Annotated in this window: 11 protein-coding genes; 3 read left to right on the forward strand and 8 right to left on the reverse strand. The window is 70.2% G+C overall.

Annotation, left to right across the window (positions count from 1 at the left end; translation table 11 throughout):
• The first annotated feature begins 45 nt into the window (after positions 1–45).
• On the forward strand, positions 46–927 hold the full coding sequence (locus ACIQF0_RS12310) for a lysostaphin resistance A-like protein (protein WP_401028216.1): 882 nt from the start codon (positions 46–48) through the stop codon (positions 925–927).
• On the opposite strand, the gene ACIQF0_RS12315 is transcribed toward ACIQF0_RS12310, so the two are convergent.
• The 8 genes from ACIQF0_RS12315 to ACIQF0_RS12350 are packed head-to-tail and all read right to left on the reverse strand — an operon-like array spanning position 891 to position 10284.
• A complete protein-coding gene (locus ACIQF0_RS12315) occupies positions 891–2210 on the reverse strand; it encodes a rhamnulokinase family protein (protein ID WP_401028219.1) in 1320 nt (439 codons plus the stop codon). The genes ACIQF0_RS12310 and ACIQF0_RS12315 overlap by 37 nt on opposite strands.
• Positions 2207–4231, reverse strand: a complete 2025-nt coding sequence (locus ACIQF0_RS12320) for a bifunctional aldolase/short-chain dehydrogenase (RefSeq protein ID WP_401028222.1) — start codon at positions 4229–4231, stop codon at positions 2207–2209. The genes ACIQF0_RS12315 and ACIQF0_RS12320 overlap by 4 nt, the downstream gene beginning before the upstream one ends.
• Entirely contained in the window at positions 4231–5385 is a 1155-nt protein-coding gene (gene rhaI / locus ACIQF0_RS12325) for an L-rhamnose isomerase (RefSeq protein ID WP_401028225.1), read from the reverse strand. Before rhaI ends, ACIQF0_RS12320 begins: the two co-directional genes overlap by 1 nt.
• An 18-nt stretch (positions 5386–5403) precedes the next feature.
• Complete coding sequence (locus ACIQF0_RS12330; protein ID WP_319974774.1) at positions 5404–5715, reverse strand: L-rhamnose mutarotase; 312 nt, start codon at positions 5713–5715, stop codon at positions 5404–5406.
• Between the two features lies 1 nt (position 5716).
• Positions 5717–6778 (reverse strand): rhamnose ABC transporter substrate-binding protein, encoded by a 1062-nt coding sequence (gene rhaS, locus ACIQF0_RS12335; RefSeq protein ID WP_401028229.1) that lies wholly within the window; start codon positions 6776–6778, stop codon positions 5717–5719.
• On the reverse strand, positions 6775–7734 hold the full coding sequence (locus ACIQF0_RS12340) for an ABC transporter permease (RefSeq protein WP_401028232.1): 960 nt from the start codon (positions 7732–7734) through the stop codon (positions 6775–6777). The genes rhaS and ACIQF0_RS12340 overlap by 4 nt, the downstream gene beginning before the upstream one ends.
• Positions 7727–8770 carry an ABC transporter permease gene (locus ACIQF0_RS12345; RefSeq protein ID WP_401028235.1) on the reverse strand — a complete coding sequence of 348 codons (1044 nt, stop codon included), beginning with the start codon at positions 8768–8770 and terminating at the stop codon, positions 7727–7729. The genes ACIQF0_RS12340 and ACIQF0_RS12345 overlap by 8 nt, the downstream gene beginning before the upstream one ends.
• Positions 8767–10284 carry a sugar ABC transporter ATP-binding protein gene (locus ACIQF0_RS12350; RefSeq protein WP_401029918.1) on the reverse strand — a complete coding sequence of 506 codons (1518 nt, stop codon included), beginning with the start codon at positions 10282–10284 and terminating at the stop codon, positions 8767–8769. The genes ACIQF0_RS12345 and ACIQF0_RS12350 overlap by 4 nt, the downstream gene beginning before the upstream one ends.
• A 108-nt stretch (positions 10285–10392) precedes the next feature.
• Here ACIQF0_RS12350 and ACIQF0_RS12355 point away from each other — a divergent pair, with 108 nt between their 5' ends.
• Positions 10393–11406, forward strand: coding sequence for a LacI family DNA-binding transcriptional regulator (locus tag ACIQF0_RS12355; RefSeq protein WP_401028238.1), 1014 nt, complete (start codon positions 10393–10395; stop codon positions 11404–11406).
• Positions 11407–11475: 69 nt separating this feature from the next.
• A complete protein-coding gene (locus ACIQF0_RS12360) occupies positions 11476–12612 on the forward strand; it encodes a serine/threonine-protein kinase (protein WP_401028241.1) in 1137 nt (378 codons plus the stop codon).

The raw sequence follows: 12612 nt of genomic DNA on the forward strand, positions 1-12612 counted from the left end.
TCCGGTGGGATTCGCCCGGCGGTTTCGCTGCCTAGCGTTTGAGCCATGGAACCCAGTGCACTCCCCGAGGACAGCCGTCCATCCACCGAGCCGTCCGCGCCCCGGCTGCGCAGGTTCAGGTTCCCGGTTCTCTTCGTCGCGCTGTTCGCCGTGATGCTCGCGGTGGTCGGCATCGACACGCTCGTCGCACCGCTGCCTCTGCTCGCACTGCCGGTCGGGATCGGCCTGGCCGCGGCCGGGATCGTCTGCTACCGCAGGCTGTCCCGGGCCGTGGAGGGGCGCGAGGACGTACCGGAGCTGGCGCCGGACCGGTGGCGCGGGCTGGGCAGGGGAGCGCTGCTCGGGTTCGGCCTGTTCTGCGCCCTGATGCTGGCGATCCTGGTGTTCGGCGGCGTCGACGACCTGTCCTGGGGATCGTTCTTGGGCTTCCTGGGCCTCGCCGGAATGATGTCGAGCGTCGCGGTCATGGAAGAGGTGCTGTTCCGCGGCGTGCTCTTCCGCATCCTGGAGGAACGCGCGGGGACCGTGATCTCGCTGGTCGTGTCGTCACTGCTGTTCGGCGCGACGCACCTGGTCAACGTCAACGCGACGCTGTGGGGCGCGCTGGCGATCGGCCTCACGGGCGGCGCCATGCTCGCCTCCGCCTACGTCGTGACCCGGTCGCTGTGGTTTCCGATCGGCCTGCACTTCGCCTGGAACTTCACCCACGCCGGCGTCTTCGGCATCGCGGTGTCCGGGTCGGAGGACGTGCCCAACGGACTCCTGCACACCACCCTGTCCGGTCCGTCGGTGCTCACGGGCGGCACGTTCGGCCCGGAGGCCAGCCTGATGGCGCTCGTCGTGTGCCTCGCGGCCACGGTGGTGCTGCTGCGCCGGGCTTCCCGCGCCGGTCAGATCCGTCCGCGCCCGGTTCGCGTCGGCAAGTAGCGCCGCAGCGGCTGCGACTGCCGCACCAGCTTCCTGAGATCGGCGAGAGTGCCGTGGGCCGCGCCCACGGCACGCGCCTGCACCAGGACGTTGCCCAGCGCGGTCGCCTCGGCCGGGCCCGCCACGACCGGCAGACCGCACGCGTCGGCGGTGAGCTGGCAGAGCAGCTCGTTGTTCGAGCCGCCGCCGACCACGTGCACGACCTCGACCTCCTTGCCGGACAACCGCTGCGCGTCCGCGACGGCGTCGCGGTGGGCCAGCGCGAGACTGTCCAGGATGGACCGCACGATCTCCGCTCGCGTCAGGGTCTTCCCGCACCACTGCTGGATCCGGGCGGGCATGTCGCCGGGCGGGAGGAACACCGGGTCGTTGGGGTCGAACACGGATCCGGACGCGTGCGCGGCTTCCCGCAGCAACGGGTCCAGGTCAGCGGACCACGTGCGCAGGCATTCCTGCAGGAGCCAGAGGCCCATCACGTTGCGGAGGTAGCGGATCGTGCCGTCCACGCCGCCCTCGTTGGTGAAGTTGGCGGCGCGGCTTTCTGCGGTGAGCACCGGGAAGTCGAGTTCGACGCCGACCAGGGACCAGGTGCCGCACGAGATGTAGGCGAACCTGTCCGTCTCGGCGGGCACCGCTACGACGGCGGACGCGGTGTCGTGCGAACCGACCGCGGTGACGGGGATGCCCTTGAAGGTTCCCGCGAGGTCGCCTGGATGGCGCAGGGGCGGGAGCAGGCCGGGTGGGAGGTCGCGGGTCAGCTCGGGGGACCACTGTCCTGTTCGGACGTCGATCAGGCCCGTCGTGGTGGCGTTGGTGTACTCGGTGCCGCGTTGGCCGGTCAGCCAGTAGGAGAGCAGGTCCGGGATCAGCAGGAGCTGGGAGGCCTGGGGGAGCAGGGGTTCTGCCATCAGCTGGAACATCGTGTTGAACGGCTGGAACTGCAGGCCGTTGATCTCGTACAGGCCCTCGGCAGGCGTGATGCCGTCGGTGCGGGAGTCGCGGTAACAGACGGGATTGCCCAGCAACTCGCCGGACGTGTCGAGCAGGCCGTAGTCGACCGCCCAGCTGTCGATGCCGATGCCGGCCAGGCTGCCCGCGAGCCGCAGGCCGTCTAAAACCTCGTGGTAGAGGCGGGGCAGGTCCCAGAGGAGGCGGTCGCGGTGGTGCACCGGCCCGTTGGCGAACCGGTGCACCTCCTCGATGTGAACGTCGCCATCGGTGAAGACCCCTCGCACCACGCGGCCGCTGGACGCGCCGAGGTCGATCGCCGCGACCGCCGTCATCGCAGGAACGCCGCTGCTACACCGGCGTCGACCGGCACGTGCAGGCCGGTGGTGAGGGACAGGTCGCCTGCCGTCAGCGCGAACACCGCCGCCGCCACGTGTGAGGGCAGCACCTCGCGCTTGAGCAGGGTGCGCTGGGCGTAGAACTCGCCGAGCTTCTCCTCGGGCACGCCGTAGACGGCGGCGCGCTGGGCGCCCCAGCCTCCGGCGAAGATCCCGGAGCCGCGGACCACGCCGTCGGGGTTGATGCCGTTGACGCGGATGCCGTCCCCGCCGAGTTCCGCGGCCAGCAGACGGACCTGGTGCGCCTGGTCGGCCTTGGCCGCTCCGTAGGCGACGTTGTTCGGGCCGGCGAAGACCGCGTTCTTGCTGGAGATGTAGATGAGGTCGCCGCCCATGCCCTGCGCGCGCATGACCTTGGCCGCCTGCTGCGAGACCAGGAACGAACCCTTGGCCATCACGTCGTGCTGGAGGTCCCAGTCGGCCTCGGTGGTGTCCTCGAGAGGCTTGGAGATCGACAGGCCCGCGTTGTTGACCACCAGGTCCACGCCGCCGAACGCGAGCGCCGCCGCACGGAACGCCTCGGCGATGCCCGCGGCGGACGTGACGTCGGCCGTCACCGGCACCGCCACGTCCGAGGAACCGAGGCTGGCAGCGACTTCCCGCGCGCTGTCACCATCCCGGTCGGCCACCACGACGCACGCGCCCTCGGCGGCCAGCCTCTGAGCGACCGCGCGACCGATGCCCGAACCACCACCGGTGACGAGGGCGACGCGGGTGGCGAGCGGCTTGGGCTTCGGCATCCGCTGGAGCTTGGCCTCCTCGAGCGACCAGTACTCGATGCGGAACTTCTCCCGTTCGTCGATCGGCGCGTACCGCGAGACGGATTCGGCGCCCCGCATGACGTTGATAGCGTTCACGTAGAACTCTCCGGCCACGCGCGCGGTCTGCTTGTCGCGGCCGAAGCTGAACATCCCGACTCCCGGGACGAGCACGATCGCCGGGTCGGCGCCCCGCATCGCAGGGCTGTCGGGGGAGGCGTTCCGCTCGTAGTAGGACCGGTAGTCCTCGCGGTAGGCGTCGTGGAGTTGCTCCAAGCGCGCGACGACGTCCGTCAGCGGAGCGGTCGGCGGCAGGTCGAGCACCAGCGGCCGGACCTTGGTGCGCAGGAAGTGGTCGGGACACGACGTGCCGAGCGCGGCCAGTTCCGGATGCCGTTCCCGCGCCAGGAAGTCGAGCACCACGTCGGAGTCGGTGAAGTGGCCGACCTGCGGGCTGTCCGTCGAGGCCAGACCGCGGATCACCGGCGCCAGCGAGGCAGCCAGAACCCGCCGCTCCTCCGGGGACAGCGGCGCGTGGACCACGGGCCCGAACGGCTCGGCGCGGCCGTGCTCGTCCAGGTAGCGCTGGGCGGTCTCGATGATCTCCAGCGAATGCGACTCGCACTCCTCGCTGGTCGCGCCCCACGCCGTGATGCCGTGCCCGCCCAGGACGACGCCGATCGCCTGCGGGTGGTCCCGCTTGATGGCGGCGATGTCCAGCCCCAGCTGGAAACCGGGCCGCCGCCACGGCACCCACGCCACGCGCTCGCCGAAGCACGCCTTGACCAGCGCCTCGCCGTCCGCGGCCGTCGCGAACGCGATGCCGGCGTCCGGATGCAGGTGGTCGACGTGGGCGGCGTCGACCAGGCCGTGCATGGCCGTGTCGATCGACGGCGCCGCGCCTCCCTTGCCGTGCAGGCAGAAGTCGAACGCGGCGACCATCTCGTCCTCGCGCTCCACGCCCGGATAGACGTCGGTCAGCGCGCGGAGCCGGTCGAGCCTGAGCACCGCGAGCCCGGCCTCCCGCAACGTGCCCAGATCACCGCCGGATCCCTTGACCCACATCAGGTCCACGGGCTGCCCGGTCACCGGATCCGTCTCGGATCCCTTGGCCGAGGTGTTGCCGCCCGCGTAGTTGGTGTTGCGCGGATCGGCGCCGAGCCGGTTGCTCCGCCCCAGCAGCGCTTGGACCTGCTCCATCACGCACCCCACCCGGCGGCCTCGCCACCGACTCGTTCCCTGACGACCTGCTCGGCGTACCCGGACCGCCGGTACGCGGCCATCGGATCGGGGTCGAGACCCATCTCCTCGCGGAGCTCCCGCAGAAGTGGCCGCACATCGGTGTTGTAGGCGTCCATCACCGCGGCGTTGGCGCCCAGCACGTCACCGGCCCGCTGCGCCTCCGACAACGCTGCCTGGTCGACCAGGAGCGCCTTCGCCGTCGCCTCCTGGACGTTGAGCACCGACCGGATGATCGCCGGGATCTTCGGCTCCAGGTTGTGGCACTGGTCGAGCATGAACGCGATGCCGGCGGCGGGCTTCAGCGCGTCCGCCAGCACGATCTCGTGCATGATCCGGAACAGCTGGAACGGGTCCGCCGCCCCGGCCATCAGGTCGTCGTCGGCGTAGAAGCGCGAGTTGAAGTCGAACGCGCCGAGCTTGTCCGCCCGCAGCAGGAACGAGACGATGAACTCGATGTTCGTGCCGGGGGCGTGGTGCCCGGTGTCGATCACGACCTGCGCCCGTTCGCCCAGCTGCAGGCAGTGCGCGAACGCCGTGCCCCAGTCCGGCACGTCGGTCGCGTAGAAGGCGGGCTCGAAGAGCTTGTACTCCAGCAACATCCGCTGGTCGGCGCCGAGCCGTTCGTAGGTCTCGGCCAACGCCTCGGCGAGCCGGTCCTGACGGGCGCGGAGGTTGTCCTGGCCGGGGTAGTTCAGGCCGTCGGCGAACCAGAGCTTGAGATCGCGCGATCCCGTCTGGTCCATGATGTCGACGCACTCCAGCAGGTGCCCGATCGCCTTGCGCCGCACCGTCGCGTCCGGGTGGCAGACGCTGCCGAGCTTGTAGTCGTCGTCCTGGAACACGTTGGAGTTGATGGCCCCGAGCGCGACACCGCGATCCCGCGCGTACTCGGACAACTTCCCGTAGTCGTCGACCCTGTCCCACGGGATGTGCAACGCGACGGTCGGCGCGATGCCGGTGAGCCGGTGCACCACGGCGGCGTCGTCGATCTTCTCGTACGGCGTGCGCGGAACTCCCTGCTGCGCGAACACCTTGAACCGGGTGCCGGAGTTGCCGTACGCCCACGACGGCGTCTCGATCCGCTGCTCGCGCAGCGCGTCCTTCACACTCATGGTTCTCCCCAAAGCATTTCAGTCGAGGTGGAAGACCTCGTCGAGCGGCCGCATCCGTTCGTCGGCGTTGCCGTCGCCGTCGAAGAACTCCGCCATCTCGGCCTGCCAGCGCGCGTTGACCTCGGTGCGCGCCATCTCCGCGAGCGCCGAGTCGAAGTCGTCGCACTCGAGGTAGCCGATCAGCAGGCCGTCCTCAGCGAGGAAGAGGGAGTAGTTGCGCCATCCCGCTTCGCTGAGGGCGGCCCGCATCTCCGGCCACACCTCGCGGTGCCGCGCCCGGTAGTCGTCGAGACGACCGGGGCGGACCCGCAAGGTGAAGCAGACGCGCACGTCAGAAGTCGAACTTGTCGATGTTGTCCTTGGTGAACACGGTCGGCGGGCCGAGCACGACCTCGCCCTTGGCGCCGATCGTGTAGTCGCCGAGCTCACCGGCCTTGTACTTCTCGCCCTCGGCACCGGTGATCTGCCCGGACGCGAGCGCGGCGGCGGTGTAGGTGGCGAGGTAGCCGAGCTTGCTCGGGTCCCACAGCGCGAACGACTTCACGGTGTCGTCCTGGACGAACTTGCGCATCTGGTTCGGCGTGCCCAGACCGGTGAGCTGCACCTTGCCCTTGTACTCCGACGAGCTGAGGTACCGGGCGGCGGCCGCGACACCGACGGTGGTCGGCGAGATGATGCCCTTGAGGTTCGGGTGCGCCTGCAGCAGACCCTGCGTCTTCTGGAACGACGTCTGGTCGTCGTCGTTGCCGTACGCGGTCTCCACGAGCTTGAGACCGGCGTACTCGGGCTTCGCGAGCTCGGTCTTCATGACCTCGATCCACGCGTTCTGGTTGGTGGCGTTGGGAGTCGCGGACAGGATCGCGATCTCACCGGACCCGCCGACCGCCTCGGAGATCAGCTTCACCTGGCCGGCGGCGATCTCGGTCGAGGTGGCCTGGTTGATGAAGACGTCGCGCGCGTCCGGCGCCGCGTCGGAGTCGAACGTGACGACCTTGAGCCCTTGTGAACGTGCGCTCTTCAACGCGGGCGCCACCGCGTTGGCGTCGTTCGCGGAGATCACCAGCGCGTCCTGCTTCTGCTGCGCGGCGGTGTTGATGTAGGTGACCTGCGAGGAGGCGGCCGCGTCGGACGGTCCGGTGGCCTTGAGTTCGGCCTTGATCGCCGTGCCCGCCTGCTCGGCACCCTTCTGCGCCACGGTGAAGTACGGGTTGTTGACCTGCTTGGGCAGGAACGTGATCTTCAGACCCTCTTTGAGCGCCGCGTTGGGATCGCCCTTGGCGGCGTTGGTGGCGCCGCCGGTCTGATCACCGGCGCTGTCCTTGGTGGTGCCACCGCAGGCGGTGAGTGCGACTGCCCCGGACATCACCAGGGCAAGCACAAGACGTGTCTTCATGGCGCGGCCTTTCTCAGACTTCCAACGCGACGGGTGACGGACGGGGCGAGAACGCTCACCAGCAGCAGGAGGCCGGTGACGATGGTGAGGACCTCGGTGGAGGTGTCCTGCAGGATCAGGAGGTTGCGCAGACCGCCGAGCAGCAGCACGCCCGCGAGCACGCCGAAGAGCGATCCCTTGCCACCGAAGATGGAGACGCCGCCGAGCAGCACCGCGGCGACGACGGCCAGTTCGAGCCCGACGCCGTTGTCCGCGCGGGCGCTGGAGAAGCGGAACGTGTAGACGATGCCCGCGATCGCGGCCACGGCCCCGGCGAGCACGAACAGGGACAGCTTGACGCGCTTGACCCTGATGCCGGAGAAGCGCGCGCCCTCCTCGTTGGAGCCGATCGCGTAGACGGACCGGCCGAACGAGCTGGCGTGCAGGGCGATGCCGAACAGGACGGCGAGGATCGCGGCCAGCACGATCGGATACGGGATGTCCGTGCCGGGCAACGGAGTCGTGCCGAACGAGGTGTAGCTCGCCGGGAAGTCGGCGACCGCGGTGTCGCCCAGCACGACCAGCGCGAGGCCGCGGTAGAGCGCGAGCGTGCCGATGGTGACGGCGAGCGAGGGCAGCCCGAGGCGGGTGACCAGCAGGCCGTTGACCGCTCCGCACACCGCGCCCACGACGATCACCGCGGGCAGGATCGTCTCGAGCGACCAGCCCGCGTTCCACAGCCAGCCGATCAGCGCGCTGGACAGGCCGAGCACGGACGCGACGGACAGGTCGATCTCGCCCGCGACGATCACCAGCGTGAGCGGGAGGGCGATCAGCGCGATCTCGCCGATGTCGAGGCCGAGGTAGAAGAGGTTGCCGCCGGACAGGAACGAGCCGTCGGTGCTCACCTGGCCTGTCAGCGCTACCACGATCAGGAGGAACACCAGCGCGGTCTCCCACCGCAGGAGGTTACGCATGGCTGGTCCCTTCGGAGGTGCGCAGGGCTTTCGCCAGTCGCAGTGCCAGGAGCCGGTCGACGGTGATCGCGCTGAGCAGGAGCGCGCCCGCGATCGCCTGCTGCCAGAACGCGGGGATCTGCAACACCACCAGGCAGCTCGTGATCGTGCCCAGCAGCAGTGCGCCGAGCGCCGCGCCGGTGACCGTGCCGGAGCCGCCGAAGATCGCGACGCCGCCGACCACGACCGCCGCGACGACCTGGAGTTCGAGGCCGGTGCCCGCGGCGGCGTCGACCGTGCCGTAGCGGGCGACCCACAACGCACCCGCGAGACCGGCGATCAGCCCGGAGATGGCGAACGTGGTGAGCGTGCGCTTGGCGACCGGGATGCCGGCGAGCGTCGCGGCCTCCGGGTTCGAGCCGATCGCGTACAGCTCGCGGCCGGACCGGTAGGAGCGCAGGTAGACGGCGGCCACCACGATCACCACGACGGCGACCAGCACGAGGATCGGGATGCCGAGGACGCGGCTGCTGCCCAGGTTCAGCAGGGCGTCGGGGAGGTTGGCGGCGTTGACCTGCTTGCCTTGGGCCAGTGCGTAGTCGACGCCCCGGAACACGTACAGCGTGCCGAGGGTGACCACGAGGCTGGGGACGTTGCCGAGCGCGACGAGCAGGCCGTTGAGCAGGCCGCACGCGAGGCCGACCACCACGCCGAAGCCGATGCCCAGAACCAGTGGGGTGCCGGGGTTGTCGGCGAAGTGCTGGGCGGTGAGGAACGCGGACAGGCCCAGCACCGAGCCGACGGACAGGTCGACGTTGCGGGTGATGACGACGAGCGTCTGGCCCACCGCGAGGAGCGCGACGATCGACGCGTTGAGCAGGAGGTCGCGGAGGCTCTGGGGCTGGACGAAGCGCGGGTTGACGATCGCGGTGGGGACGACCACGAGGGCCAGCGCCACGACGATGCCGAGTTCGCGGACCCGGCCGACTCGGGTGCTGAGGCGACGGGCGGCGGTGCGCCGGGAGGGGGCGACGGCCGGGGTGAGCTGAGTGGTCACGGCGCCACCACCTGTCCCGCGGCCGCCATCGCCACCCGTTCCTCGGTCGCCTCGGCCCGTGACAGTTCCTCGACCAGACGGCCTTCGTGCATCACGAGCATGCGGTCGGCCATGCCGAGCACCTCCGGCAGTTCCGACGAGATCATCAGCACCGCCACGCCCTGACCGGCCAGTTCGGACAGCAGCCGGTGCACCTCGGCCTTCGTGCCTACGTCGATGCCGCGCGTGGGTTCGTCGACGATCAGCACGGACGGGTTGCGCGCCAGCCACTTCGCCAGCACGACCTTCTGCTGGTTGCCGCCGGACAACACGCCGACCGGGTCGCTCAGCTTCGAGAACTTCAGCCGCAGCTTCACCGCCCAGTCCTGGGCGAGCGCGCGTTCACTGCGACGGCGCAGCAAGCCGAACTTCGAGAGCCTGCCCAGTGAGGCGAGCGCGGTGTTGCGTTCGATGGACGCGTCCATCACGAGTCCTTGCTGGCGGCGGTCTTCCGGCACGAACCCGACGCCCGCGGCCATCGCGGCGGTGGGGGAGCCGTACTTCAGCTTCCGGTTGTTCACGTGCACAGAGCCCGCGTCCGGCCGGTCGATGCCGAAGATCGCGCGGGCGACCTCGCTGCGGCCGGCGCCGACGAGTCCGGACAGAGCGACGATCTCGCCCGCGCGGACGTCGAACGACACGTCGGTGAACACGCCCTCACGGGTCAGGCGCTGCACCGAGAGCAGCACCTCGCCGGCGGTGGTGTCCTGTTTGGGGAAGAGCTGGGACAGCTCACGGCCGACCATGCGGCGCACCAAGGAGTCCGGTGTCTCGTCGGTGAGCTCGCCGGACCACACGAACTCGCCGTCGCGCAGCACGGTGGCGCGCTGGCACAGCTCGAACACCTCGCCGAGCCTGTGCGAGACGAACAGCACGGCGGCGTCCTGCGTGCGCAACGCCTGCACCACCCCGAAAAGCCGCTGGACCTCGTGGGCGGACAGGGCGGCGGTCGGTTCGTCCATGACGATCACGCGGGCGTCGAACGACAACGCCTTGGCGATCTCGACGAGCTGCTGGTCCGCGATGGACAGTCCGCGCGCCGGCCGGGCCGGATCGAGCTTGACTCCCAGGCGCGAGAACAACTCCGACGTGCGCGCGTGCATCGTGGCGACGTCGATGCGGCGACCGAACCCGAGCGGCTGGCGGCCCATGAACACGTTCTCGGCCACCGACAGGTCGCCGAACAGCGTCGGTTCCTGGTAGATGATCGCGATGCCCGCGGCGAGGGCGTCGGCGGGACCGGAGAACCGTTGCGCGGAGCCGTCGACGAGCACCTGACCGGCGTCCGGGCGGTGAACGCCGGCGAGTGTCTTGATCAGCGTCGACTTGCCCGCGCCGTTCTCCCCGAGCAACGCGTGGGCCTCGCCGGGCAGCAGGCGCAGCGACACCCCGGACAACGCGCGGACGGCGCCGAAGGACTTGCTCACCTCGTCCAGTGTCACCACGGGAGGTCGGTCCACGTCCGTCTCCTCGATGTTGAAACGTTTTAACGCCTGAGTTACGAGCACTCTGGGTGTGTTACGGCACCATGTCAAGGGTTGCGGGGTACGATTCGTTGTCACGTTTCAACAAAGGAGCCGCCGGTGAAGCCGTCAGTGGGCATCCGCGACGTCGCGCAGCACGCCGGCGTGTCCAACGCGACCGTCTCGAACGTGCTGAACCGCCCCGACGTCGTCGCCCCGGCCACGCGCCAGCGAGTCCTGGCCGCCATCGAGGAACTCGGCTTCGTGCGCAACGAGTCCGCACGCCAGCTCCGCGCGGGCCGCAGCCGGGTGATCGCCTACGTCGTGCTCGACGCGGCGAACCCGTTCTTCACGGACGTGGCGCGCGGCGTCGAGGACGCGGCCAGGGAAGCGGGCATGGCCCTGTTCCTGTGCAACAGCGCCTCGGACGACGGCCGCGAGCGCGAGTACCTGGAACTGCTGCACGAACAACGCGTCGAGGGCATCCTGATCACCCCGGTCGACGCGGAGAGCGCGCAGGTCGCCGAACGCGGCACGCCCGTCGTGCTGGTCGACCGCGAGGCGACGGACGGCACGCGCTGCTCGGTGGCCGTGGACGACGTGCTCGGCGGCGAACTGGCGGTCACCCACCTGATCGAGAACGGTCACACCCGCATCGCGATGGTCGGTGGTCCGCTGTCCATCCAGCAGGTGCGCGACCGGCGTGAAGGCGCCCTGCGAGCGCTGACGAACGCGGGCCTGCCTTTGGACGCGCTCACGTTCCTCGAGACCAAGAGCCTGCAGGTCGCGGAAGGCCGGGAAGCGGGGGAGCGGCTGGTCGGCCTGCCCGCCTCCCGTCGTCCCACGGCGGCGTTCTGCGCCAACGACCTGCTCGCGCTCGGCCTGCTCCAGTCGATGACGCAGCAGGGCCTGCGCGTGCCCGACGACCTCGCCGTCGTGGGGTACGACGACATCGAGTTCGCCGCGGCCGCCGCCGTTCCGCTCACGTCCGTGCGCCAGCCGCGTGAGCAGCTCGGCCGCACCGCCGCCCAGCTGCTGCTGACGGAGAACGAGCCGGGCCACGAGCACCGGCACGTGAAGTTCCAGCCGGAGCTCGTGGTCCGTGCCTCCACCTCGGTCAAACGTCGACCTTGAGCTGGACGGTTGGATCACCCGTCGGATGGGCACCCACGTGTGGTCCCGCCCGAACGGAAAGGCCTTCCCATGCCGCCGGACAGTGTTCTGCTCGCCGACCGGTACCGGCTGGGCGAGGTGCTCGGCACGGGCGGGGTCGCGGAGGTGCGCCGGGCCAGGGACGTCCTGCTGGCACGCGACGTCGCGATCAAGCTGTTCCGGCCCGGCGAGGACCTCGCGGCCGCACACCGCATCGACAACGAGATCTGCGCGCTCGCGGGACTGTCGCATCCGGGCCTGGTCACGGTCTACGACGCGGATCCGGGCAGCGAGACGCCGTACGTGGTGCTGGAACTCATCGAGGGCAGCACACTGCGCGAGCGGGTCGCGGACGGGCCGATGGAAGTCGAGGACGTGCGCCGGGTGGGTGCGGCACTGGCTGACGCCCTTGCGCACGTTCACACGCGTGGCCTCGTTCACCGTGACGTCAAGCCCTCCAACATCCTGCTCGACGCCGACGACCAGCCGCGCCTCGCCGACTTCGGCCTCGTTCGGTTCACCGACGGCGCCAGTCTGACCAGGACCGGTCACGTCGTCGGCACGGCCGCCTACCTCGCGCCGGAGCAGGTGCGCGGCGAGGAGGTCACCGCCGCGGCCGACGTCTACGCGCTGGGCCTGGTGCTGCTGGAGTGCCTGACCGGACGCCGTGAGTACGAGGGCGCGGAGGTCGAGGCCGCCGTCGCCCGGCTGCACCGGCCGCCAGTGGTGCCGGACGACCTCCCGTTCGACCTCGTGCGCCTGCTTTCCAGGATGACGTCGTTGAGCGCGGCCCGCCGTCCCTCCGCGAGGGAGTGCGCCAAGGCCCTGCTCACGCCGGCGGCAGACCCGCCGACTCTCGTGGTCGAGGCACCGGCCCGGCCGCCCCGTTCGCGCGGACTGCTCGCGGCCGCCTCGATCGTGGTGCTGATCTCGGCGATCGGCACGGGGATCAGCGCCTGGAACGGCGCCACGTCCACGGGTTCCGAGCCGCCGGAGACCACAGCGCCTGCCTCGACCTCGACCTCGACTCCGGCTCGCACCGCGGACTTCACCCCCACACCGGTCGTGGTGCAGCCGACCGCTCCGGCCATCGCGCCGGCACCCGTTCAGGTCGTGGACAAGGGCAAGCCGGGCAACAGCGGCAAGGGCAACTCCGGCAAGGGTAAGGGCAAGCGGGACGGCACCTGA

Source organism: Lentzea sp. NPDC092896, assembly GCF_044754905.1.
Classification (GTDB): Bacteria; Actinomycetota; Actinomycetes; order Mycobacteriales; family Pseudonocardiaceae; genus Lentzea.